Genomic DNA, 24,296 nt, shown 5'->3' on the forward strand with positions numbered 1-24,296 from the left:
ATGTTTATCCTTGAAACGCTGAATTTTGTTGTTGATATTCTTAAAGTCCCTTCAGTACTGGTCGGTTTAATTGCGTTAATTGGTCTGGTGGCGCAAAAAAAATCTTTCTCCGACGTCGTGAAGGGAACAATTAAAACTATTCTGGGCTTTATCGTTCTCGGCGGTGGCGCGACGGTATTAGTCGGCTCGCTGAATCCATTAGGGGGGATGTTTGAACACGCATTTAATATTCAGGGAATTATCCCTAATAATGAGGCGATAGTTTCTATTGCGCTGGAAAAATATGGTGCTTCAACCGCGCTGATTATGGCGTTTGGGATGGTGGCAAATATTGTGGTCGCCCGGTTTACGCGCCTGAAGTACATTTTTCTCACCGGGCACCACACCTTCTATATGGCCTGCATGATTGGCGTGATTCTCACCGTGGCGGGTTTTGAGGGGGTCGGGCTGGTATTTACCGGTTCGCTGATCCTTGGCCTGGTCATGGCATTCTTCCCGGCGTTGGCCCAGCGCTATATGAAGCGTATTACCGGAACTGATGACATTGCTTTCGGCCACTTCGGCACTCTGGGCTACGTACTGTCGGGGTGGATCGGTAGCGTTTGCGGTAAAGGCTCGCGTTCAACAGAAGAGATGAACCTGCCGAAAAACCTGAGCTTCCTGCGCGACAGCTCCATCTCTATTTCGCTGACCATGATGATCATCTATCTGATTATGGCGGTGAGCGCAGGGCGTGAATACGTTGAAAGCACCTTCAGCGGCGGCCAGAACTACCTGGTCTACGCCATCATTATGGCGATCACCTTTGCTGCCGGGGTGTTCATCATCCTGCAAGGGGTACGCCTGATTCTGGCGGAAATCGTACCGGCCTTTACCGGGTTTTCGGAAAAACTGGTGCCCAATGCCCGTCCGGCGCTGGACTGTCCGGTTGTTTATCCCTATGCGCCCAATGCGGTACTGATTGGCTTCCTGTTTAGCTTCCTCGGCGGGCTGGTCGGGTTGTTCCTCTGCGGGCAATTTAAGTGGGTGTTGATTCTGCCCGGCGTGGTGCCGCATTTCTTTACCGGCGCGACCGCTGGCGTGTTTGGCAACGCGACCGGCGGGCGGCGCGGGGCAATGATCGGCGCGTTTGCCAATGGTCTGCTGATCACCTTCCTGCCGGTGCTGCTCCTGCCTGTACTGGGGGCGATTGGTTTTGCCAACACCACTTTCTCGGATGCTGATTTCGGCGTCGTCGGCATCGTGCTGGGTAACCTGGCCCGCTATCTGTCGCCGTTTGCGATAACTGGCCTGGTTGTGGCGTTGTTCGTACTGCTGGTGGCGTACAACGTTTTTGCGAAAAAGAAATCTGTGGGCCGCGGCGCGCAGGAGAACAGCGGAGCGAAATCATGAATGTGCAAGAAGTGACTAAACTGGCGCGAGACATTCGCGTCGCAACCCTTAAATCGCTGACGGATCTCGGTTTCGGCCACTACGGCGGCAGTATGTCGGTCGTGGAAACGCTGGCGGTACTGTACGGCGCGGTGATGAAAATTGATCCCGCCGATCCGGACTGGCCCGAGCGCGACTACTTTGTGTTATCGAAGGGCCATGCCGGCCCGGCGCTGTACAGTACGCTGGCGATAAAGGGATATTTCCCGATGGAGGAACTAAGCACGCTGAACCAGAACGGTACGCGGCTGCCAAGCCATCCGGATCGGCTAAAAACGCGCGGCGTAGACGCCACAACGGGGTCGCTGGGGCAGGGGATTTCCATCGCTGGCGGGATGGCGCTGTCGCATAAGCTGGCGGGACGGACGAATCGTGTGTTCTGTATCGTTGGCGACGGGGAACTGAATGAAGGCCAGTGCTGGGAAGCATTCCAGTTTATCGCCCATCATCGCCTGAATAACCTGACCGTGTTTGTTGACTGGAACAAGCTACAGCTTGACGGCAGGCTGGATGAGATCATTCGCGCTTTTAATCTGGAAGATAAATTCCGCGCCTTTGGTTTTGATGTCATGACCGTTAAAGGCGATGACGTTCCCGGACTGCTGGCTGCGGTACAGCCCGTTCCGCCCGTCGATGCGCGACCGCGGGTAGTCATTCTCGATAGCGTGAAAGGCCAGGGCGTGCCGTATCTCGAAAATCTCAGCAACAACCACCATTTGCGCCTGACGGGCGAAATGAAAGAGACGCTAAACGAGGCGATTCGCCAACTGGAGGCCGAACATGATTAAGCTTGCACCCGCAGGGCAAAAAGATGCCGTAGAGATGCGTAAGGTTTATGCCGGGTTCGTCGCAGAGCAGATTGCAGACAAGAGCCCAATTATCGCCCTGGAAGCGGATTTGATGAGTTCCATGGCGATGGACGGCGTCGCGCGGGAGCATCCGCAGCACGTCATCAACTGCGGCATCATGGAAGCCAACGTGATAGGCACTGCTGCCGGGCTATCGTTGACCGGACGCAAGCCGTTTGTGCACACCTTTACCGCTTTTGCCAGCCGCCGCTGTTTCGACCAGCTGTTTATGTCGCTCGATTATCAGCGGAATAACGTCAAAGTGATTGCTTCCGATGCGGGGGTGACCGCCTGCCATAACGGCGGAACCCATATGTCGTTTGAAGATATGGGGATTGTGCGCGGCCTGGCGCATTCGGTCGTGCTGGAAGTGACCGATGCGGTGATGTTCGATGAGATTCTGCGTCAGCTTATCGATCTCGACGGCTTCTACTGGGTTCGCACCATTCGCAAACAGGCGCCGAGCGTGTACGCGCCGGGTTCAACGTTCACCATTGGCAAAGGGAATGTGCTGCGCGAAGGTGAAGATATCACGCTGATTGCCAATGGGATTATGGTGGCGGAAGCGCTGGAGGCGGCGCGCCAGCTTGAGCAGGAAGGCGTTAGCGCGGCGGTGATTGATATGTTTACCCTGAAGCCCATTGACCGCATGCTGGTGAAAAATTACGCCGAAAAAACCGGGCGCATCGTGACCTGCGAAAACCACAGTATTCACAATGGACTGGGATCGGCGGTGGCGGAGGTGCTGGTGGAAACCTGTCCGGTACCGATGCGGCGCGTAGGAGTGAAAGAGCGCTACGGTCAGGTGGGAACGCAGGAGTTCTTGCAGAAGGAGTATGGCCTGACGGCGCATGATATTGTCTCAGCGGCGCGCGAGCTGCTGTAAATAAAAAAGGCGACCACCCGGTCGCCTTTTTTCATGCAGCGGGCAGATTATGCTTGCTGCTGGGACGACTGAATCGCGGTCAGGGCGATGGTATAGACGATATCGTCAACCAGCGCGCCGCGGGACAGGTCGTTCACCGGCTTACGCATGCCTTGCAGCATCGGCCCGATGGAGATCAGGTCGGCGGAACGCTGTACGGCTTTGTAAGTGGTATTACCGGTGTTCAGATCCGGGAAGATGAACACGGTAGCGCGTCCGGCAACCGGGGAGTTCGGCGCTTTGGATTTCGCAACGTCAGCCATTACCGCAGCATCATACTGCAGCGGGCCGTCGATCATCAGGTCAGGACGTTTTTCCTGCGCCAGACGAGTTGCTTCGCGAACTTTCTCTACATCGCTGCCTGCGCCTGAAGTGCCGGTGGAGTAGGAGAGCATGGCCACGCGCGGCTCGATGCCAAAGGCAATTGCGGATTCAGCAGACTGAATGGCGATTTCAGCCAGCTGCTCAGCGGTCGGATCCGGGTTGATCGCGCAGTCGCCGTAAACGTAAACCTGTTCCGGCAGCAGCATGAAGAATACGGAGGAGACCAGAGAGCTGCCAGGGGCCGTTTTGATCAGCTGCAGTGGCGGACGGATGGTGTTGGCGGTGGTGTGAACCGCGCCGGAGACCAGGCCGTCAACTTCGTCTTGCTCCAGCATCAGGGTGCCAAGAACCACGTTGTCTTCCAGCTGCTCGCGAGCAACCGCTTCGGTCATACCCTTGCTCTTACGCAGCTCGACCAGGCGAGCTACGTAGCTTTCGCGAACCACTTCCGGATCGACGATTTCAATCCCGGCGCCCAGCTCTACGCCCTGAGACGCGGCAACGCGGGTGATTTCTTCGGGGTTGCCCAGCAGGACGCAGGTGGCGATACCGCGCTCGGCGCAGATAGCGGCGGCTTTAACGGTACGCGGTTCGTTACCTTCCGGCAGAACAACGCGCTTGCCTGCTTTACGCGCCAGCTCGGTGAGCTGATAGCGGAAGGCTGGCGGAGAGAGGCGACGGCTACGCTCGGAAGTCGCGGTGAGCGACTCGATCCAGTCAGCGTTAATGTAGTTAGCCACGTATTCCTGAACTTTCTCGATGCGCTCGTGATCGTCAACCGGAACTTCCAGGTTGAAGCTCTGCAGGCTCAGGGAGGTCTGCCAGGTATTGGTGTTGACCATAAATACCGGCAGGCCGGTCGCGAATGCGCGTTCGCACAGCTTGCTGATGCGCTCGTCCATTTCGTAGCCGCCGGTCAGCAGGATGGCACCGATTTCCACGCCGTTCATCGCGGCCAGGCAGGCGGCGACCAGAACGTCGGGACGGTCTGCGGAAGTGACCAGCAGCGATCCTGCGCGGAAGTGCTCCAGCATGTGTGGAATGCTGCGTGCGCAGAAGGTCACGGACTTCACGCGGCGGGTATTAATGTCGCCTTCGTTGATGATGGTGGCGTTCAGGTGACGCGCCATATCGATCGCGCGGGTGGCGATCAGATCGAAGCTCCACGGCACCGCGCCCAGAACCGGTAACGGGCTACCGTTCTGCAGCTGAGCCGGATCAATCTTCACGACTTTCGCTTTGGAAGAGTCGTCGAAGATTTCTGACAGGTCAGGGCGAGTACGGCCCTGTTCGTCAACTGGCGCATTCAGCTTGTTGACGATTACGCCGGTAATGCTGGTGTTTTTCGCGCCGCCGAAGCTGCTGCGAGTCAGCTCAACGCGTTCTTTCAGCTGTTCCGGAGTATCGGTACCCTGGGACATGACGAAGACGATTTCAGCGTTCAGCGTTTTGGCGATTTCGTAGTTCAGCGACTGGGCAAACTGATGTTTGCGGGTCGGGACCAGACCTTCAACCAGCACCACTTCAGCATCCTGAGCGTTGGCGTGGTAGTTGGCGATGATCTCTTCCATCAGCACGTCTTTCTGGTTGCTGGAGAGCAGCGACTCAACGTGGCTCATCTTCAACGGTTCTGCGGCCGGAAGGTCGGAGTTCGCGCGAATGATGGTCGTCGTCTGGTCTGGCGCATCGCCACCGGCGCGCGGTTGAGCGATTGGTTTAAAGACGCTCAGGCGCACGCCTTTACGTTCCATAGCACGGACAACACCGAGGCTGACGCTGGTCAGGCCTACGCTGGTTCCGGTAGGGATCAGCATAATTGTACGGGACACGATATATCCTCTTTCGTTACCGCCAGTATCGGGCGGGATACAAAACAGCACCGCCAGCTAGGCTGGCGGTGTGGAATCAGGCGGTCAGACGGTTGGCGTCTTGCGCGATGACCAGCTCTTCGTTGGTCGGAATGACGATAGCCGGGCGAGTGCCTTCTTTGTTGATGAAGCCAGACTTGCCGAAACGGGCAGCCAGGTTGCGCTCGTGATCAACTTCAAAGCCCAGTACGCCCAGTTTGCCCAGAGACAGTTCGCGAACCATCGCCGCGTTCTCACCGATACCGCCGGTGAAAATAACCGCGTCCAGACGGCCATCCATCAGCGCGGTGTAGGAACCGATATATTTTGCCAGGCGGTGGCAGTAAACGTCCATAGCGCGTTTAGCATCCGCTTTGTCCTGGTAGTTGTCTTCAACATAGCGGCAGTCGCTGGTCACTTCGGTCAGGCCGAGCAGACCGGACTCTTTGGTCAGCATTTTGTTGATGGCGTCTACGCTCATGCCCAGGGCATCGTGCAGATGGAAAATGATTGCCGGGTCGATATCGCCAGAACGCGTACCCATAACCAGGCCTTCCAGCGGAGTCAGCCCCATAGAGGTGTCAACGCATTTACCGTTACGGATAGCGGAAACGGAACCACCGTTGCCCAGATGGCAGGTGATGATGTTCAGCTCTTCAACCGGTTTGTTCAGAACTTTCGCAGCTTCCTGAGTCACATAGAAGTGGCTGGTACCGTGCGCGCCGTAGCGACGTACGCCGTGTTCTTTGTACAGGCTGTACGGCAGGGCATAGAGGTAAGATTCTTCCGGCATGGTCTGGTGGAACGCGGTGTCGAACACGGCAACGTTCTTATCTTTCAGATGCGGGAAGGATTTCAGCGCTTCAGCGATACCGATCAGGTGCGCAGGGTTGTGCAGCGGAGCGAAAGATGCGGAATCTTTAATGCCCTGAATGACGGAGTCATCGATAACAACGGAGCTGGTGTATTTCTCACCGCCGTGAACGATACGATGGCCGATTGCGGTCAGCTGAGCAGACAGTTCTGGTTTTTGTGCCAGAATAGTGTTAACGATAAAGTTCAGCGCTTCACTGTGAGCAGCGCCAGCGCCTAGCTCGGCTTCTTGTTTGCTGCCATCCATTTTCCATTTGATACGGGCTTCTGGAAGATGGAAACATTCTGCTAAACCGGACAGGTATTCGTCACCGTTGACGGCATCAAGGATAGCGAATTTCAGAGAGGAGCTACCGCAGTTCAGAACCAGTACTAACTTACTCGACATGGAAGTACCTTTTATGATACGTGGCTAAAAAAACGTCAGTGTGTCACAAAGCGTAGCGCAGGATGACATCGACATTTATGATTAACATCATGCCTTGCACTGTTTTCGGCACGATGGGAGAAGTACATTTGATTTTATGTCATTTTGCATAATTTTCAGCCAGTGGCAGAATATGCGATAATTTGACTAACCTGGTAAAAGGGTCTAACCGCCCCTCAGGTGCGCACAGAATACCTGATTGAGGCCGCCATTGCCAAAATCTTTTGAACGTTGTCATACACAGTTGGTGTTTTGCACAAATTTTTTAAGTTTTATATGTAAAGTTGAGGTAAGCCATGTCTGGTCCAGAGAATCGCCCTGTAAGTTTTTTCGGCTTGTTTCGCCACGGGCAGCATTATGCAAAGACCTGGCCTCTGGATAAGCGCCTTGCCCCGGTGTTTATCGAAAACCGTATTATTCGCGCCACGCGCTATGCGATTCGTATCATGCCGCCCGTAGCGATTTTCACGCTGTGCTGGCAAATCGCCCTTGGCGGCCAGCTTGGCCCGGCCGTGGCTACCGCGCTGTTTGCGCTGAGCCTGCCGATGCAGGGATTATGGTGGTTGGGCAAGCGCTCGGTGACGCCGCTGCCGCCGTCGATTTTAAACTGGTTTTATGAAGTGCGCGGTAAATTGCAGGAGGCCGGACAAGCATTAACGCCGGTCGACGGTAAGCCTGATTATCAGGCTTTAGCTGACACGCTTAAGCGCGCCTTCAAACAACTGGATAAAACTTTCCTGGATGATTTGTAATTGCATCAGGAAAACGCATATAAAAGAAGGCGCATAATTCATGCGCCTTCTTTTTTCACGCCGTAAAAAGTGCAACAGGAGTCAAAAATGGAAATGACCAATGCGCAACGTCTGATTCTGTCGAATCAGTACAAGATGATGACGATGCTCGACCCGGACAACGCCGAACGCTATCGCCGTCTACAGACCATCATTGAGCGTGGATACGGGCTGCAGATGCGCGAGCTGGACCGCGAGTTTGGCCAGCTTACCGAGGAAACGTGTCGTACCATCATTGATATCATGGAGATGTATCATGCGCTGCATGTCTCCTGGACCAACCTGAAGGACGCCAGCGGAATCGACGAGCGTCGGGTCACATTCCTCGGTTTTGACGTTGCCACTGAAGCTCGCTATCTCGGCTACGTTCGCTTTATGGTCAACGTTGAGGGACGCTACAGCCACTTTGACGCCGGGACTCACGGCTTTAACTCCCAGACCCCGATGTGGGAAAAATACCAGCGTATGCTGAGCACCTGGCACGCCTGCCCGCGTCAGTATCATCTGAGCAGTAACGAAATTAATCAAATTATCAACGCCTGATGGAGGTTCCCGTGCAGTGTAAAGGTTTCCTGTTTGATCTTGACGGGACATTAGTCGATTCGTTGCCGGTGGTGGAGCGTTCGTGGTGCAAATGGGCGGATCGATTCAGTATCCCTCATGATGAGGTGCTGAACTTCATTCATGGCAAGCAGGCAATCACCTCGTTGCGTCACTTTCTCCCCGGCCGCAGCGAAGAAGAGATTCAGGCTGAATTCACCCTGCTGGAAACGGTAGAAGCGACGGATACCGATGGCGTTACGGCGCTGCCGGGTGCTGTTGCGTTGCTCAAAACCCTGGATGAAGCCGGGATCCCCTGGGCGATTGTGACGTCGGGTTCGATACCCGTGGCCCACGCTCGTCACCGTGCCGCAGGTCTGCCTGAAGCTGACGTGTTCGTCACTGCCGAGCGCGTAAAGCACGGGAAACCCGCTCCGGATGCCTATCTGCTGGGGGCCGAACTGTTGGGCCTGGCCCCGGCGGATTGCGCCGTCGTGGAGGATGCCCCTGCCGGTCTGCTTTCCGGCCTGAATGCCGGCTGTCGGACCATCGCGGTCAACGTGCCCGCCGATGCACCGCGTCTTGATGAAGCGGATTTAGTATTAACGACGCTGGAAAGCCTGCAGGTTGAGCGTCTGCCTGACGGCAAGGTGAATGTTAGCCTTAAAAACTAATCTCATGATTTAGCCCCGCGTTGGCGGGGCTTTTTTATGCCAAACTTCCAACTCCATCTTCTGACAAGGATAAGTTGTGAACGGTGAATTGATTTGGGTGTTATCTCTTCTTGCCGTAGCCGTCGTGCTCTTTGCCACCGGAAAAGTGCGCATGGACGCTATCGCTTTGCTGGTGATTGTCGCGTTTGTCCTCAGCGACACCTTGACGCTCAGCGAGGCCTTCTCCGGTTTTAGCGATCCCAACGTTATCCTTATTGCCGCGCTTTTCATTATTGGCGATGGGCTGGTGCGTACCGGGGTTGCCACTAAAATGGGTTCCTGGCTGGTGAAGGTTGCCGGTAACAGCGAAACCAAAATGCTGGTTTTTTTGATGCTGACCGTTGCCGGACTGGGCGCTTTTATGAGCTCGACGGGCGTGGTGGCCATTTTTATTCCGGTGGTGCTCAGCGTATCAATGCGCATGAACACCTCGCCTTCGCGGTTAATGATGCCGCTCAGTTTTGCCGGGCTTATCAGCGGGATGATGACGCTTGTCGCCACGCCGCCCAACCTGGTCGTCAACAGCGAACTATTACGCGAAGGGCTGCAAGGATTCAGCTTTTTTAGCGTCACGCCGATAGGCCTGGTGGTGCTGGTTCTGGGCGTTTTCTATATGCTGGTGATGCGCTTTATGCTTAAGGGAGATGAAAGCGAACAGGTCAGAGATGGGCGTAAACGCAGCACCTTTCGCGATCTCATCAAAGATTATCATCTGACCGGCAGGGCGCGTCGCCTGGCTATTCGCCCCGGCTCGCCGATGATTGGCCAGCGCCTGGACGACCTGAAACTACGCGAGCGCTATGGGGCGAACGTTATCGGCGTTGAGCGCTGGCGGCGCTTTCGGCGGGTTATCGTTAACGTTAATGGGGTATCAGAATTCCGCGCCCGTGACGTTTTGCTGATCGATATGTCGGCTTCGGACGTTGATTTACGCCAGTTTTGCGGCGAGCAGATGCTTGAGCCGATGGTGCTGCGCGGTGAATATTTTTCCGATCAGGCGCTGGACGTAGGGATGGCGGAAGTCTCTCTGATCCCGGATTCAGAACTGATTGGCAAGTCGGTGCGCGAAATCGCTTTTCGTACCCGTTTTGATTTGAACATCGTGGGCCTGAAGCGCGATGGCAAAGCCATTGACGGCGCAGTCACCGATGAACCCCTGCAGCTTGGCGATATCATGCTGGTGGTTGGCAACTGGCGGCAGATAGCCCTGCTGGCCAAGCGGGGGCGGGACTTCGTGGTGCTGAATATGCCCATTGAGGTCAATGACGCCTCGCCGGCGCACAGCCAGGCGCCGCACGCCATTTTCTGTCTGGTGCTGATGGTGGCGCTGATGCTGACTGACGAAATACCTAACCCTATAGCGGCCATCATTGCCTGCCTGCTGATGGGTAAATTCCGCTGCATCAACGCGGAAAGCGCCTATAAAGCCATCCACTGGCCGAGCATTATTTTGATCGTCGGAATGATGCCTTTTGCCCTGGCGCTGCAGAAAACCGGCGGGGTGGATCTGGTTGTGAAAGGCCTGATGGACGTGGCGGGGAGTAAAGGGCCCTATCTGATGCTGGGCTGCCTGTTCGTGATGTGCGCGGCTATCGGCCTGTTTATTTCCAATACCGCTACCGCGGTGCTGATGGCGCCGATTGCGCTGGCTGCGGCGAAGTCGATGGGCGTATCGCCATATCCCTTTGCGATGGTCGTGGCTATGGCGGCTTCTGCGGCGTTTATGACGCCGGTATCGTCACCGGTGAACACGCTGGTGCTGGGGCCGGGTAAGTACTCATTTAGCGATTTCGTCAAAATTGGCGTACCGTTTACCATCATGGTGATGGTGGTGTGCGTACTGCTAATCCCGGTACTGTTCCCGTTTTGATAGCGCTGTAAAAATTCCCGGTCAGGCGCGCGCGGGCCGGGAAGTGATTTATAAAGGCGAATCCTGGCTAATTTCATCAAGGGAAAGATGGAAGCTCGGTACAAATACCCGCATAAAGTAGTCCATCTCTGGACTGCGGCGCGATTCCAGCGTTTTCTCCAGGCGGCCCTTGGCAAGCAGAAATTCATTGTTACCCGCCGATAGCTCTTCCAGACACTTCAGGTAGGCGCAAAGCGCATCGGCCTGTTTGACAATGGATTTTTCCTCTTCGCTATAGTGATGTTCGTCAATGAGTGGCGCAAAAATGTCGCGCAGCTCGTCAGGAACCATATCGACCAGCTTCTGCTGGGCGATTTTCTCGATGGCTTTGTACTCTTGCGCAATTTGCGAATTGAAATACTTCACCGGCGTCGGCAGATCGCCGGTCAGCACTTCCGAAGCATCATGATACATCGCCAGCAGCGCGATTCGCTCAGCGTTAACCTGACCGCCAAATTTGCGATTTTTAATCGCCGCCAGCGCATGGGCAACCATGGCGACCTGTAAGCTGTGTTCGGAGACGTTTTCTGTGCGGACATTGCGCATCAGCGGCCAGCGGTTGATCAGTTTCAGGCGGGAGAGGTGGGCAAAGAAATGACTCTGACTCATAGGAACCCTTAATCAGTTACGACGTCGGGTGCCATTGTGCGCAGGGATCGCCGCCGGATGCAAATACCGGCGGCTGGACAGGCTTAATCAGAGCTGGTGGTAGCCGGAAAGGAAGCGTCCGAAGCGGGTAATCGCCATTTCAAGATCGTCTTCGCGCGGGAGGGTCACGATACGTACGTGATCCGGCCACGGCCAGTTAAAGGCGGTTCCCTGAACCAGCAGGACTTTCTCCTGCAGCAGAAAATCGAGCACCATTTTTTGGTCATCGTGAATATTAAAGCGTTTAGCGTCGATTTTCGGGAACATATACAGCGCGCCTTTCGGCTTAGTGCACGAGACGCCGGGGATTTCGTTAATCAGCTCCCAGGCGCGATTACGCTGTTCATATAAACGGCCGCCGGGAACGATAAACTCGCTGATGCTCTGATAACCGCCGAGGGCCGTTTGAATTGCATGCTGGGCCGGAACGTTGGCGCACAGGCGCATGGAAGCCAGCATCTCCAGGCCTTCGATGTAGCCTTTAGCGTGTTTCTTCGGGCCGTTAAGCACCATCCAGCCCTGGCGGAAGCCGGCGACACGGTAGGTTTTTGACAGACCGTTAAAGGTTACGGTGAGCAGATCCGGGGCCAGTGGGGCTATCGAATGGTGCTGCGCATCATCGTAGAGGATCTTATCGTAGATCTCGTCGGCGAAAATAATCAGGTTATTCTGCCGGGCGATCTCTACGATCTCCATCAGCAGCTCTTTTGAGTATACCGCCCCGGTTGGGTTATTCGGGTTGATAATCACAATGCCGCGGGTGCGCGGGGTGATTTTGGCGCGAATATCGTCGAGATCCGGGAACCAGTCGGACGATTCATCGCAAAGATAATGCACCGCTTTACCGCTGGAAAGCGCGACTGCGGCGGTCCAGAGCGGATAATCCGGCGCCGGAACCAGCATTTCATCACCGCTGTTCAGCAGGGCTTGCATGGCCTGGACGATAAGCTCGGAAACGCCGTTACCGATATAGATGTCTTCGACCGTCACATCGCGCATACCGCGGGCCTGATAGTGCTGCATGATGGCCTTACGCGCGGAATAAAGACCTTTTGAATCGCTATAGCCCTGGGAGGTGGGGAGATTGCGGATGACGTCAACGAGGATTTCGTCAGGTGCGTCAAAGCCGAACGGCGCTGGGTTGCCGATGTTCAGCTTCAGGACTTTATTGCCTTCTTCTTCAAGGCGTTTCGCCTCTTTCAGAACCGGGCCGCGGATGTCGTAACAGACGTTATCTAACTTGCTGGATTTTTCGATGGGGGACATGAACCTTGACCTTTTAGCTGTTATCGCCACTCCCTGCCGTGGAAGTCAGCACGGAACAATGTACTCCGCATCCCCGCTGTTTTGAAGGGTTAACAGGAGAAGATTTTGCTATTCATGTTTTTTTGGTTTAATCAATTTCCCTGGCGTCAGGCGATTTTGTTTATACATTATGCCTTCTCTGGTTTTAAAATTGGTCTTATATTGTGTGATGTCGTGTTTTTGCGAACGTTTATATGGTTTTTTCTGCCTGGAGGATGGGCGGATTATTTTTTGCGCAATAAAGCGTCTCTTAAATGAGAACGTTTATTTCACAATACACAGCAGGTTGTAACAACTTGACGCGCTATTTTTAATGAAAGTATTTAATCGATAAATGAGTTTTATTTTACATAAGGAATATTCTTAGATTTGTTAATTTAATTATGGTTCTGAAAAGCGTTTAAAATTAGCTGAGTTAATACTGATTAACTCTTATAAATATTGTGGTTTTCGGTTAGAATATCGCCGTTAATACGGACGTATAGCTATACCCGGTAGCTAGTCTTTTTATTAATACATTGTTATTGCAGGTTTTTGTTATCTTCCTGAGGGCTATGGCAAGTTTGTCGCCCGTGAGGATGCCGAAGATGGCCATCGCTGGCTGTTTTTTTGCGTCACATCACAAAAAGCCAGCGCGTCGTAATTAAAAGCGCTTAGGCCTACGAACAAAATATTACTCAGAAATTCCGCACATTTGCTGCGGATGAGTGCTTTCTAATGCAATAACGTTCGTCCAGTTGTTCATTCGCCACTCTCCTGGCGGATAACGCGAAGCTGAAGGATTAGCCGGAAGCCTGGAGCACAGCATCAACAAGGCAGGTAAGCATTAGCCGCCTGAAAGTGAAGCAAATATGATAAATGAAAATCGTTCGATACTAAATTTAGACCTCGACCTCTTGAGAACCTTTGTTGCCGTCGCCGATCTCAGTACATTCGCCGCTGCCGCCGTTGCGGTGTGCCGGACTCAGTCAGCGGTAAGCCAGCAGATGCAGCGGCTGGAGCAGTTGGTCGGCAAAGAACTTTTTGCGCGCCACGGGCGCAATAAACTCCTGACAGAACAGGGTATTCAGCTGTTAGGCTATGCGCGGAAGATTCTGCGTTTTAACGATGAAGCCTATATGTCGCTCATGTTCGGCAGCCTCCAGGGGACGCTGACAGTGGGTGCTTCTGATGAGACAGCGGATACCATTTTACCGTTCTTATTAAATCGGATCGGCAGTTTTTATCCCAAGCTGACCCTTGAAATTAAAGTCCTCAATCATCCCGATATAGTAGATATGCTGAACAATGGGGCGATCGATCTCGCGCTAACGACCCGACCAACGAAGGGTTCGGAAATGCTGACGCTGCGCACTTCGCCAACCCTGTGGTACTGCGCGGCGGATTACGTTCTCCCGCAGGGCGAGTCGGTCCCGCTTGTATTGCTGGATGCCGCAGATCCGTTTCGCGAAGATATCACTACGGTACTCGATGTTGCCCGGGTTCCCTGGCATCTGTCCCATACGGCGTCATCAATGGCTGGGGTCAAAGCGGCGGTGAAAGCCGGACTTGGCGTAACCGCGCAGCCGGTAGAGATGATGAGCCCGGAGTTTCGCGTGCCGGGCAGAAGCGACGGGTTACCGGTGCTGCCGGATACCCACTACATGTTGAACTGTAACCCTCAGAAGGCAAGCGAGCTCACTCAGGCGATTTTCCAGTCGTTGAGCACGGAGTACCAGCCATGGTCTAGCCAGCGCATTTATACCCCTGAAGGGGGAGATAATTCCCTTGTTTCCTGAAGGGAAAAAGCTAACAAACATCACAAAAACTGGTAACAAAATGTAAGTGCAAAAACGAACCACAGACCTGCAAAATCGCCACTGTGGTTCGTTTTTTTCAAATTTTATTGATGAATTAAATGTTTTGTTGATTTCTTTGCATGTAAATCAGTGGCTTAGTTCTGCTCTTCCTCTCATTTCTCCACTTTTCTCTGCACTTTCAATACTTCCTGCTAATGTTAAAAAACCATCTGGTTTGTTGCTGTTTTCTTGGTTGAATTAACAAAAGCGTGTCGCAGATCAAGAAAATACCCCTCCTTAGGGGGAGGAATCGTGTCTGAATCCTGTCAAAATAGACGGGTAATTTTGATTTACGGCGGAAACGGACACGATTCAACAACACTAAAGCCGAACAGTATGCAAGGTTATTCCGCATGAAAGGGCATTTAATGTTAATGAAAAAAATCCAATGTAAATTAATGTTGTGAAAACTTTTGTTAAAGTTGACAAAAGGTTAATGAAAGGAGTAAAAAGCCACCGCAACTGGCCTTCCACATCACCCAGGGACGCTTTTTTGCACGGCATTTTTTTATTCCTCCCCGTGAAACGCTGTGGCGTTCATCTGCCAGTAAGAGCAGAGGGTTTTAGCGCTACACTTTTTTGGTTAAGCAATGCGTATGTCAACATCCACTGAAGTCATCGCTCATCATTGGGCATTCGCTATATTTCTCATCATCGCTATCGGCCTGTGCTGCCTGATGCTCGTCGGCGGCTGGTATCTTGGCGGACGCGCGCGCGCGCGTAGCAAGAACACGCCGTTTGAATCCGGGATCGACTCCGTCGGTTCGGCTCGCTTACGTCTTTCTGCGAAGTTTTATCTGGTAGCCATGTTCTTCGTGATTTTCGACGTGGAAGCCCTGTATCTCTACGCATGGTCGGCCTCTATCCGTGAAAGCGGCTGGGTCGGCTTTGTGGAAGCCGCAATTTTCATTTTAGTGCTACTGGCTGGTCTGGTTTACCTCGTTCGTATCGGCGCACTGGACTGGACGCCTGCGCGCTCCCGTCGCACGCTGGTTAACCCGGAAACAGACAGTCCCACTAACCGTCATACGCAGTAAAAGCGAGGCAATAAGATGGATTATACGCTCACCCGCATCGATCCTAACGGTGAGAACGACCGTTACCCCCTGCAAAAACAGGAGATCGTAACCGACCCCCTGGAGCAAGAAGTCAATAAAAGCGTGTATATGGGGAAACTCGAACACGCCTTGCATGACATGGTGAACTGGGGCCGTAAGAACTCAATCTGGCCTTATAACTTCGGCCTTTCTTGCTGCTACGTGGAAATGGTGACGTCATTCACCGCGGTGCATGACGTTGCGCGCTTTGGTGCAGAAGTATTACGTGCCTCCCCGCGTCAGGCTGACCTGATGGTGGTTGCGGGGACCTGCTTCACCAAAATGGCGCCGGTCATTCAGCGTCTTTATGACCAGATGCTGGAGCCGAAGTGGGTTATCTCGATGGGCGCATGCGCCAACTCCGGCGGAATGTACGATATTTACTCCGTCGTCCAGGGCGTGGATAAGTTTATTCCGGTCGATGTTTACATCCCGGGCTGTCCACCGCGTCCGGAAGCTTACATGCAGGCGCTGATGCTGCTGCAGGAATCCATTGGTAAAGAACGCCGTCCGCTCTCGTGGGTGGTAGGCGATCAGGGCGTGTACCGCGCCAATATGCAGTCGGAACGCGAGCGTAAACGCGGCGAGCGTATTGCAGTGACCAATCTGCGGACTCCGGACGAGATTTAACTTGCGCCTGCGGGCGGGATAAAAACTTCGCAAATCAATCTACTACAGCGCGAAGCCTCGCCAGCAGTCACCACGGACCTTTTGCAATGGTGAACAATATGACCGATTTAACCGCGCATGACGCCGCACCAGCCTGGCAAACCCGCGATCACCTTGATGACCCGGTGATCGGCGAACTGCGCAACCGTTTTGGGCCGGATGCCTTTACCGTTCAGCCTACCCGCACCGGCGTTCCGGTGGTTTGGGTTAAGCGCGAACAGTTGCTTGAGGTGGGTGATTTCCTGAAGAAATTGCCGAAGCCTTACGTGATGCTGTTCGACCTGCACGGCATGGACGAACGTCTGCGCACGCACCGCGACGGTTTACCCGCCGCGGATTTTTCCGTTTTCTATCACCTGATTTCAATAGACCGCAACCGCGACATCATGCTCAAGGTTGCCTTGTCTGAAAACGATCTGCATCTGCCGACCTTCACCAAACTGTTCCCTAACGCTAACTGGTATGAGCGTGAAACCTGGGAGATGTTTGGCGTGACCTTCGACGGCCACCCGAACCTCAGGCGCATCATGATGCCGCCGACATGGGAAGGCCATCCGCTGCGTAAAGACTATCCGGCGCGCGCCACCGAATTTGACCCGTTTGAGCTGACCAAAGCCAAACAGGATCTGGAAATGGAAGCGCTGACCTTCAAACCGGAAGAGTGGGGCATGAAGCGCGGGACCGAAAACGAGGACTTCATGTTCCTTAACCTCGGCCCGAACCACCCTTCAGCGCACGGTGCGTTCCGTATTATTCTGCAGCTCGATGGCGAAGAGATTATCGACTGCGTGCCCGATATCGGTTACCACCACCGCGGCGCGGAGAAGATGGGCGAACGCCAGTCCTGGCATAGCTACATTCCTTATACCGACCGTATTGAATATCTTGGCGGCTGCGTTAACGAAATGCCGTACGTACTGGCGGTAGAAAAACTGGCGGGTATTACCGTGCCGGACCGCGTCAACGTGATCCGCGTGATGCTCTCCGAGCTGTTCCGCATCAACAGCCATCTGCTGTACATCTCCACCTTTATCCAGGACGTCGGGGCGATGACGCCGGTATTCTTTGCCTTTACCGACCGCCAGAAGATCTACGATCTGGTGGAGGCGATTACCGGTTTCCGTATGCACCCGGCCTGGTTCCGCATCGGCGGCGTCGCGCACGACCTGCCTCGCGGCTGGGATCGCCTGCTGCGCGAATTCCTCGAGTGGATGCCGAAGCGTCTGGATTCCTATGAGAAAGCCGCGCTACGCAACACTATCCTGATCGGTCGTTCGAAAGGGGTTGCCGCCTATAATGCGAAAGAAGCGCTGGAGTGGGGCACCACCGGCGCGGGCCTGCGCGCCACCGGCATCGGCTTCGACGTACGTAAATGGCGTCCCTATTCTGGCTATGAAAACTTCGACTTTGAGATCCCGACCGGCGGTGGCGTCTCCGACTGCTACACCCGCGTGATGCTGAAAGTGGAAGAGCTGCGCCAGAGCCTGCGCATTCTTCAGCAGTGCCTCGATAACATGCCGGAAGGCCCGTTCAAGGCGGATCACCCGCTCACGACGCCGCCGCCGAAAGAGCGCACGCTGCAGCATATCGAAACCCTGATTACGCACTTCCTGCAGGTTTCCTGGGGCCCGGTGATGCCGGCGCAGGAATCCTTCCAGATGATTGAAGCGACGAAGGGGATTAACAGTTACTACCTGACCAGCGACGGCAGCACCATGAGCTACCGTACCCGCGTGCGTACGCCGAGCTTCGCGCACCTGCAGCAGATCCCGGCCGCCATTCGCGGCAGTCTGGTCTCTGACCTGATTGTCTATCTGGGTAGTATCGATTTTGTTATGTCAGACGTGGACCGCTAATTATGCACGAGAATCAACAACCACAAACCGAGGCTTTTGAGCTGAGTGCGGCAGAGCGTGAGGCGATTGAGCACGAGAAGCACCACTACGAAGACCCGCGTGCGGCGTCCATTGAAGCGCTGAAGATCGTTCAGAAGCAGCGCGGCTGGGTGCCGGACGGCGCAATCTACGCTATCGCCGATGTGCTGGGGATCCCGGCCAGCGACGTAGAAGGTGTGGCGACGTTCTATAGCCAGATTTTCCGCCAGCCGGTAGGGCGTCACGTGATTCGCTACTGCGATAGCGTGGTGTGCCATATTACCGGGTTCCAGGGCATTCAGTCGGCGATCGAGAAGAAGCTGGATATCAAACCGGGTCAAACGACCTTTGATGGCCGCTTCACTCTGCTGCCGACCTGCTGTCTGGGCAACTGCGACAAGGGGCCGACGATGATGATTGATGAGGACACTCACAGTTATCTGACGCCGGAAGCGATTCCTGACCTCCTGGAGCGGTATAAATGAAAACCATTATTCGTACTGCCGAAACCCATCCGCTGACCTGGCGGCTGCGCGACGACAAGCAGCCGGTCTGGCTGGATGAATACCAGAGCAAAAATGGCTACGCCGGGGCGCGTAAAGCCCTCTCCGGGATGGCGCCGGATGAAATCGTCACGGCGGTAAAAGACGCTGGCCTGAAAGGGCGCGGCGGCGCGGGCTTTTCCACCGGTTTGAAGTGGAGCCTGATGCCGAAAGACGAATCCATGAACATCCGTTATCTGCTGTGTAACGCCGATGAAATGGAGCCGGGTACCTATAAAGACCGCCTGCTGATGGAGCAGCTGCCGCACCTGCTGGTGGAGGGTATGCTGATCTCCGCTTTTGCGCTGAAAGCTTACCGCGGCTACATCTTCCTGCGCGGAGAATATGTTGAAGCGGCTCAGCATCTGCGCCGGGCGATTGCCGAAGCGACCGAAGCGGGCCTGCTCGGCAAAAACATACTCGGCACCGGTTTTGACTTCGAGCTGTTCGTCCATACCGGGGCAGGGCGCTATATTTGCGGCGAAGAAACCGCGTTGATTAACTCTCTCGAAGGCCGCCGCGCGAACCCGCGCTCGAAGCCGCCGTTCCCGGCCAGCTCCGGCGTATGGGGCAAACCGACCTGCGTTAACAACGTTGAGACCCTGTGCAACGTGCCGGCGATTCTGGCTAACGGCGTTGAGTGGTATCAGAACATTTCCACCAGTAAAGATGCTGGCACCAAGCTGATGGGCTTCTCCGGGCGGGTGAAAAATCCGGGCGTCTGGGAGCTGCCGTTCGGCACCACCGCGCGCGAGATCCTCGAAGATTACGCCGGCGGCATGCGCGATGGCCTGAAGTTCAAGGCCTGGCAGCCGGGCGGCGCGGGTACCGACTTCCTGACTGAAGCGCATCTTGACCTGCCGATGGAGTTCGAAAGCATCGGTAAAGCGGGAAGCCGACTGGGGACGTCGCTGGCGATGGCCGTTGACCACGAGATCAACATGGTATCGCTGGTGCGCAACCTCGAAGAGTTTTTCGCCCGCGAGTCCTGCGGCTGGTGCACGCCTTGCCGCGACGGTCTGCCGTGGAGCGTGAAAATTCTGCGCGCTCTCGAGCGCGGCGAAGGGCAGCCGGGGGATATCGAGACGCTTGAGCAACTGTGTCGATTCCTCGGACCGGGTAAAACCTTCTGCGCGCACGCGCCGGGTGCGGTTGAGCCGCTACAGAGCGCGATTAAATATTTCCGCGAAGAATTCGAAGCTGGCATTAAACAGCAGTTCAGCAATACCCATGCAATCAACGGGATTCAGCCGAACCTGCTTAAGACGCGCTGGTAATGTATCCACAAGATCATTCAGGTTGCATCAAGGCGGCAACTGAGTGAACCCCCAGGACTTACTACAGTAAGTGACCGGGGTGAACGAAGGCAGCCAACGCAGAGGCCGCCTGAATGAAGAAGTGGAAAAGATTTTTTTACTTTGGAAGCACGCTAATGGCTACGATTCATGTAGACGGCAAAGAGTACGAGGTCAACGGAGCGGACAACCTGTTAGAAGCTTGTCTCTCTCTGGGTCTTGATATTCCTTACTTTTGCTGGCATCCGGCGCTGGGAAGCGTTGGTGCTTGCCGCCAGTGTGCGGTGAAGCAATATCAGAACGCGGAAGACACGCGTGGCCGCCTGGTGATGTCCTGTATGACTCCGGCATCCGACGGCACTTTTATTTCTATCGACGACGCAGAAGCGAAGCAGTTTCGCGAAAGCGTAGTTGAGTGGCTGATGACCAACCACCCGCACGACTGTCCGGTGTGCGAAGAGGGCGGCAACTGTCACTTACAGGATATGACCGTGATGACCGGTCATAGCTTCCGTCGCTACCGCTTTACCAAGCGTACCCACCGTAACCAGGATCTGGGGCCGTTCATCTCCCACGAAATGAACCGCTGCATCGCCTGCTACCGCTGCGTTCGCTACTATAAAGACTATGCCGACGGTACCGACCTGGGCGTCTATGGCGCTCACGATAACGTCTACTTCGGTCGCCCGGAAGACGGCGTGCTGGAGAGCGAATTCTCCGGCAACCTGGTTGAAGTCTGTCCGACCGGCGTCTTTACCGATAAAACACACTCCGAGCGCTATAACCGTAAATGGGATATGCAGTTTGCACCAAGCATCTGCCAGCAGTGTTCCATCGGCTGTAACATCAGCCCCGGCGAGCGCTACGGCGAACTGCGTCGTATCGAAAACCGCTATAACGGTACCGTTAACCGTTACTTCCTCTGCGACCGCGGACGTTTTGGCTACGGCTATGTGAATCTGAAAGATCGCCCGCGTCAGCCGGTTCAGCGTCGCGGCGACGATCTGATTACCCTTAACGCCGAGCAGGCGATGCAGGGGGCGGCAGATATTCTGCGCCAGTCGAAGAAAGTGATTGGTATCGGCTCCCCGCGCGCCAGCATTGAAAGCAACTTTGCGCTGCGTGAGCTGGTCGGCGCCGACAACTTCTATACCGGCATCGCGAAGGGCGAACAGGAACGCCTGCAGATGATGCTGAAAGTGCTGCGCGAAGGCGGTATTCATACCCCGGCGCTGCGCGAGATCGAATCTTACGATGCGGTGCTGATCCTCGGTGAAGATATTACCCAGACCGGCGCGCGTATCGCGCTGGCGGTGCGTCAGGCGGTGAAAGGCAAAGCGCGCGAAATGGCGGCGGCGCAGAAGGTCGCCGACTGGCAGATCGCCGCGATCCTTAACATCGGCCAGCGTGCGAAGCATCCGCTGTTCGTGACCAACATCGACGACACCCGTCTTGATGACATTGCGGCATGGACCTATCGCGCGCCGGTGGAAGATCAGGCGCGTCTTGGCTTCGCCATTGCCCACGCGCTGGACGATAGCGCGCCGGCGGTCGAAGGTCTGAGCAGCGAGCTGAAAGGCAAAATCGAGGTGATCGTTCAGGCGTTAGCCGGAGCGAAAAAACCGCTGATTGTTTCCGGAACTAATGCCGGCAGCATCGAGGTGATTCAGGCTGCAGCGAACGTGGCGAAAGCCCTGAAAGGCCGCGGCGCCGATGTTGGCGTGACCATGGTCGCCCGGGCAGTGAATAGCGTTGGTCTCGGGATGATCGGCGGCGGCTCGCTTGAAGAGGCGCTGAGTGAACTGGAAACCGGCGCAGCCGATGCGGTTATCGTGCTGGAAAACGATCTGCACCGCCACGCTTCAGCCGCCCGCGTAGATGCGGCGCTGGCGAAAGCGCCGCTGGTGCTGGTGGTTGACCATCAGCGTACGGCGATTATGGAAAAAGCGCATCTGGTGCTCTCCGCGGCAAGCTTTGCGGAAAGCGATGGCACCGTGGTCAACAACGAAGGTCGCGCCCAGCGCTTCTTCCAGGTTTACGACCCGGCCTATTACGATGCGAAAACCGTGATGCTGGAAAGCTGGCGCTGGCTGCACTCGTTGCACAGCACAGTGAACAATCGTCAGGTTGACTGGACGCAGCTGGACCACGTGATTGACGCCGCCATTGCCGCCCTGCCGCAGCTGGCCGGGATCAAAGACGCCGCGCCGGATGCGACCTTCCGCATTCGCGGTCAGAAGCTGGCTCGTGAACCGCACCGCTACAGCGGACGTACGGCGATGCGCGCCAACATCAGCGTGCATGAACCGCGTCAGCCGCAGGATAAAGACACCATGTTCGCCTTTTCTATGGAAGGGAACAACCAGCCGTCCGCGCCGCGTTCGCAAATTCCGTTTGCCTGGGCTCCGGGCTGGAACTCCCCTCAGGCGTGGAACAAGTTCCAGGATGAAGTGGGCGGTAAACTGCGCCACGGCGATCCGGGCGTGCGTCTGATTGAAGCCTCCGCCAGCGGTCTTGAGTACTTTACCGCGGTTCCGGCAAGCTTCCAGGCAGAAGAAGGGAAATGGCGTATCGCGCCTTACTACCATCTGTTCGGCAGCGACGAGCTGTCGCAGCGTGCTCCGGTATTCCAGAGCCGTATGCCGCAGCCGTACGTTAAGCTCAACCCGGCAGATGCCGCGAAGCTTGGCGTGAACGAAGGGGCGATGGTTTCCTTCAGCGTTGATGGCCAGGCGCTTAGCCTGCCGCTGGTAATCTCGGCGGGGCTGACGGCAGGGCAGGTTGGCTTACCGATGGGCTTGCCAGGGATTGCGCCGGTGCTGACCGGAGCGCGTATTGATACTCTGCAGGAGGCGAAAGCATGAGTTGGTTAACTCCCGATCTCATCGACATTCTGTTAGGCATCCTTAAGGCGGTAGTGATTCTACTGGTGGTGGTCACCTGCGGCGCGTTTATGAGCTTTGGCGAACGTCGTCTGCTGGGCCTGTTCCAGAACCGTTACGGACCTAACCGCGTGGGCTGGGGCGGTTCGCTGCAGCTTGTCGCCGACATGATCAAAATGTTCTTTAAAGAGGACTGGGTTCCGCGCTTCTCGGATCGTGTGATCTTTACTCTGGCGCCGGTGATCGCCTTTACTTCGCTGCTGCTGGCCTTCGCCATCGTGCCGGTCAGCCCGACGTGGGTGGTGGCCGATCTGAACATCGGTATCCTGTTCTTCCTGATGATGGCGGGCCTGGCGGTCTATGCGGTGCTGTTCGCCGGCTGGTCGAGCAACAACAAATACTCGCTGCTTGGCGCGATGCGTGCTTCTGCCCAGACCCTGAGCTACGAAGTGTTCCTCGGCCTTTCCCTGATGGGCGTAGTGGCGCAGGCCGGTTCATTCAACATGACCGATATCGTCAATAACCAGGCGCATCTGTGGAACGTCATCCCGCAGTTCTTTGGTTTCGTGACCTTTGCGATTGCGGGCGTGGCGGTATGTCACCGTCACCCGTTTGACCAACCGGAAGCGGAACAGGAGCTGGCTGACGGTTACCACATCGAATACTCCGGCATGAAGTTCGGTCTGTTCTTCGTCGGTGAATATATCGGGATTGTTACCGTATCGGCGCTGATCGTGACGCTGTTCTTCGGCGGCTGGAATGGCCCATGGTTACCTCCTTTCATCTGGTTCGCGCTGAAAACCGCGTTCTTTATGATGATGTTCATTTTGATCCGCGCATCATTACCGCGTCCGCGCTATGACCAGGTAATGTCCTTCGGCTGGAAGGTATGCCTGCCGTTAACGCTGATCAACTTGTTGGTAACGGCGGCTGTCATTCTCTGGCAGGCGCAATAAGGGGTGAATTGACCATGACCTTAAAAGAATTATTGGTAGGGTTTGGCACCCAGGTCCGCAGTATCTGCATGATCGGGATGCACGCCTTTGCCAAACGTGAAACTCGGATGTACCCGGAAGAGCCGGTATATCTGCCGCCGCGCTACCGTGGCCGCATCGTGTTGACGCGCGATCCGGACGGTGAGGAGCGCTGCGTTGCCTGTAACCTGTGTGCGGTAGCTTGTCCGGTAGGCTGTATCTCTCTGCAAAAAGCCGAAACTAAAGACGGCCGCTGGTATCCGGAGTTTTTCCGCATCAACTTCTCACGCTGCATTTTCTGCGGTCTGTGCGAAGAAGCATGCCCGACGACGGCGATTCAGTTGACCCCGGACTTTGAGCTGGGCGAATACAAACGTCAGGATCTGGTGTACGAAAAAGAGGATCTGCTGATTTCCGGTCCGGGTAAATACCCGGAATATAACTTCTACCGGATGGCGGGTATGGCAATCGACGGCAAAGATAAGGGCGAAGCAGAGAACGAAGCTAAGCCTATCGACGTCAAGAGCCTGTTACCGTAAGGAGA

At 55.3% G+C, this 24,296-nt stretch carries 21 protein-coding genes; 17 read left to right on the forward strand and 4 right to left on the reverse strand.

Translation table 11 applies throughout. The features are described from left to right. The 3 genes from K2184_RS07245 to K2184_RS07255 are packed head-to-tail and all read left to right on the forward strand — an operon-like array spanning nt 1 to nt 3,165. Nucleotides 1–1,392, forward strand: coding sequence for a PTS ascorbate transporter subunit IIC (locus K2184_RS07245; RefSeq protein WP_004104096.1), 1,392 nt, complete (start codon nt 1–3; stop codon nt 1,390–1,392). After that, nucleotides 1,389–2,219 (forward strand): transketolase, encoded by an 831-nt coding sequence (locus K2184_RS07250; RefSeq protein ID WP_023321370.1) that lies wholly within the window; start codon nt 1,389–1,391, stop codon nt 2,217–2,219. The genes K2184_RS07245 and K2184_RS07250 overlap by 4 nt, the downstream gene beginning before the upstream one ends. Then, entirely contained in the window at nt 2,212–3,165 is a 954-nt protein-coding gene (locus K2184_RS07255) for a transketolase family protein (RefSeq protein WP_004104093.1), read from the forward strand. The genes K2184_RS07250 and K2184_RS07255 overlap by 8 nt, the downstream gene beginning before the upstream one ends. Before the next feature lie 47 nt (nt 3,166–3,212). Here the strand turns inward: K2184_RS07255 and pta are convergent, their stop codons facing one another. Next, nucleotides 3,213–5,357, reverse strand: coding sequence for a phosphate acetyltransferase (gene pta, locus K2184_RS07260; RefSeq protein ID WP_004114247.1), 2,145 nt, complete (start codon nt 5,355–5,357; stop codon nt 3,213–3,215). A 76-nt stretch (nt 5,358–5,433) separates the two neighbouring features. Further along, nucleotides 5,434–6,636: an acetate kinase gene (gene ackA, locus K2184_RS07265; RefSeq protein ID WP_004104091.1), complete on the reverse strand. Its 1,203-nt coding sequence runs from the start codon at nt 6,634–6,636 to the stop codon at nt 5,434–5,436. A 335-nt stretch (nt 6,637–6,971) separates the two neighbouring features. On the opposite strand from ackA, the gene yfbV reads away from it, so the two are divergent. The 4 genes from yfbV to K2184_RS07285 all read left to right on the forward strand — a co-directional run bounded on the left by yfbV (nt 6,972) and on the right by K2184_RS07285 (nt 10,589). Next, nucleotides 6,972–7,427, forward strand: a complete 456-nt coding sequence (gene yfbV / locus K2184_RS07270) for a terminus macrodomain insulation protein YfbV (protein WP_004104090.1) — start codon at nt 6,972–6,974, stop codon at nt 7,425–7,427. An 87-nt stretch (nt 7,428–7,514) separates the two neighbouring features. Next, nucleotides 7,515–8,009 carry a YfbU family protein gene (locus K2184_RS07275; RefSeq protein WP_004104089.1) on the forward strand — a complete coding sequence of 165 codons (495 nt, stop codon included), beginning with the start codon at nt 7,515–7,517 and terminating at the stop codon, nt 8,007–8,009. A gap of 11 nt (nt 8,010–8,020) precedes the next feature. Continuing rightward, complete coding sequence (locus K2184_RS07280; RefSeq protein WP_032705129.1) at nt 8,021–8,680, forward strand: sugar phosphatase; 660 nt, start codon at nt 8,021–8,023, stop codon at nt 8,678–8,680. A 76-nt stretch (nt 8,681–8,756) separates the two neighbouring features. Beyond that, complete coding sequence (locus K2184_RS07285; protein ID WP_004104087.1) at nt 8,757–10,589, forward strand: SLC13 family permease; 1,833 nt, start codon at nt 8,757–8,759, stop codon at nt 10,587–10,589. A 48-nt stretch (nt 10,590–10,637) separates the two neighbouring features. Here the strand turns inward: K2184_RS07285 and yfbR are convergent, their stop codons facing one another. Both yfbR and alaA read right to left on the reverse strand, forming a co-directional pair. Next, a complete protein-coding gene (yfbR, locus tag K2184_RS07290; RefSeq protein WP_004104086.1) occupies nt 10,638–11,237 on the reverse strand; it encodes a 5'-deoxynucleotidase in 600 nt (199 codons plus the stop codon). Nucleotides 11,238–11,324: 87 nt separating this feature from the next. Next, the gene (gene alaA, locus K2184_RS07295) at nt 11,325–12,542 is read right to left on the reverse strand and encodes an alanine transaminase AlaA (protein ID WP_004104085.1); all 1,218 of its coding nucleotides are present in this window, start codon (nt 12,540–12,542) and stop codon (nt 11,325–11,327) included. Nucleotides 12,543–13,432: 890 nt separating this feature from the next. On the opposite strand from alaA, the gene K2184_RS07300 reads away from it, so the two are divergent. The 10 genes from K2184_RS07300 to nuoI all read left to right on the forward strand — a co-directional run bounded on the left by K2184_RS07300 (nt 13,433) and on the right by nuoI (nt 24,291). After that, the gene (locus K2184_RS07300) at nt 13,433–14,359 is read left to right on the forward strand and encodes a LysR family transcriptional regulator (protein ID WP_032745352.1); all 927 of its coding nucleotides are present in this window, start codon (nt 13,433–13,435) and stop codon (nt 14,357–14,359) included. 46 nt (nt 14,360–14,405) lie between these two features. After that, the gene (locus tag K2184_RS07305) at nt 14,406–14,621 is read left to right on the forward strand and encodes a hypothetical protein (protein WP_101836956.1); all 216 of its coding nucleotides are present in this window, start codon (nt 14,406–14,408) and stop codon (nt 14,619–14,621) included. Nucleotides 14,622–15,009: 388 nt separating this feature from the next. After that, nucleotides 15,010–15,456, forward strand: a complete 447-nt coding sequence (gene nuoA, locus K2184_RS07310) for an NADH-quinone oxidoreductase subunit NuoA (protein ID WP_004104081.1) — start codon at nt 15,010–15,012, stop codon at nt 15,454–15,456. 15 nt (nt 15,457–15,471) lie between these two features. Further along, nucleotides 15,472–16,146 carry an NADH-quinone oxidoreductase subunit NuoB gene (nuoB, locus tag K2184_RS07315; RefSeq protein ID WP_002913178.1) on the forward strand — a complete coding sequence of 225 codons (675 nt, stop codon included), beginning with the start codon at nt 15,472–15,474 and terminating at the stop codon, nt 16,144–16,146. An 86-nt stretch (nt 16,147–16,232) separates the two neighbouring features. Beyond that, nucleotides 16,233–18,041 carry an NADH-quinone oxidoreductase subunit C/D gene (gene nuoC, locus K2184_RS07320; RefSeq protein WP_004104077.1) on the forward strand — a complete coding sequence of 603 codons (1,809 nt, stop codon included), beginning with the start codon at nt 16,233–16,235 and terminating at the stop codon, nt 18,039–18,041. Nucleotides 18,042–18,043: 2 nt separating this feature from the next. Then, nucleotides 18,044–18,544, forward strand: a complete 501-nt coding sequence (nuoE, locus tag K2184_RS07325; RefSeq protein ID WP_004104075.1) for an NADH-quinone oxidoreductase subunit NuoE — start codon at nt 18,044–18,046, stop codon at nt 18,542–18,544. Further along, a complete protein-coding gene (gene nuoF, locus K2184_RS07330; RefSeq protein ID WP_004104072.1) occupies nt 18,541–19,878 on the forward strand; it encodes an NADH-quinone oxidoreductase subunit NuoF in 1,338 nt (445 codons plus the stop codon). The genes nuoE and nuoF overlap by 4 nt, the downstream gene beginning before the upstream one ends. Nucleotides 19,879–20,033: 155 nt before the next feature. Continuing rightward, nucleotides 20,034–22,760: an NADH-quinone oxidoreductase subunit NuoG gene (gene nuoG / locus K2184_RS07335; protein WP_016808372.1), complete on the forward strand. Its 2,727-nt coding sequence runs from the start codon at nt 20,034–20,036 to the stop codon at nt 22,758–22,760. Continuing rightward, nucleotides 22,757–23,734: an NADH-quinone oxidoreductase subunit NuoH gene (gene nuoH, locus K2184_RS07340; RefSeq protein WP_004104068.1), complete on the forward strand. Its 978-nt coding sequence runs from the start codon at nt 22,757–22,759 to the stop codon at nt 23,732–23,734. Before nuoG ends, nuoH begins: the two co-directional genes overlap by 4 nt. A 14-nt stretch (nt 23,735–23,748) precedes the next feature. Continuing rightward, a complete protein-coding gene (gene nuoI, locus K2184_RS07345) occupies nt 23,749–24,291 on the forward strand; it encodes an NADH-quinone oxidoreductase subunit NuoI (protein ID WP_004104066.1) in 543 nt (180 codons plus the stop codon). The last annotated feature ends 5 nt before the right edge of the window (nt 24,292–24,296 follow it).

The organism is Klebsiella sp. K5-306 (assembly GCF_051835185.1).
In the GTDB taxonomy this organism is placed as follows: domain Bacteria; phylum Pseudomonadota; class Gammaproteobacteria; order Enterobacterales; family Enterobacteriaceae; genus Klebsiella; species Klebsiella oxytoca.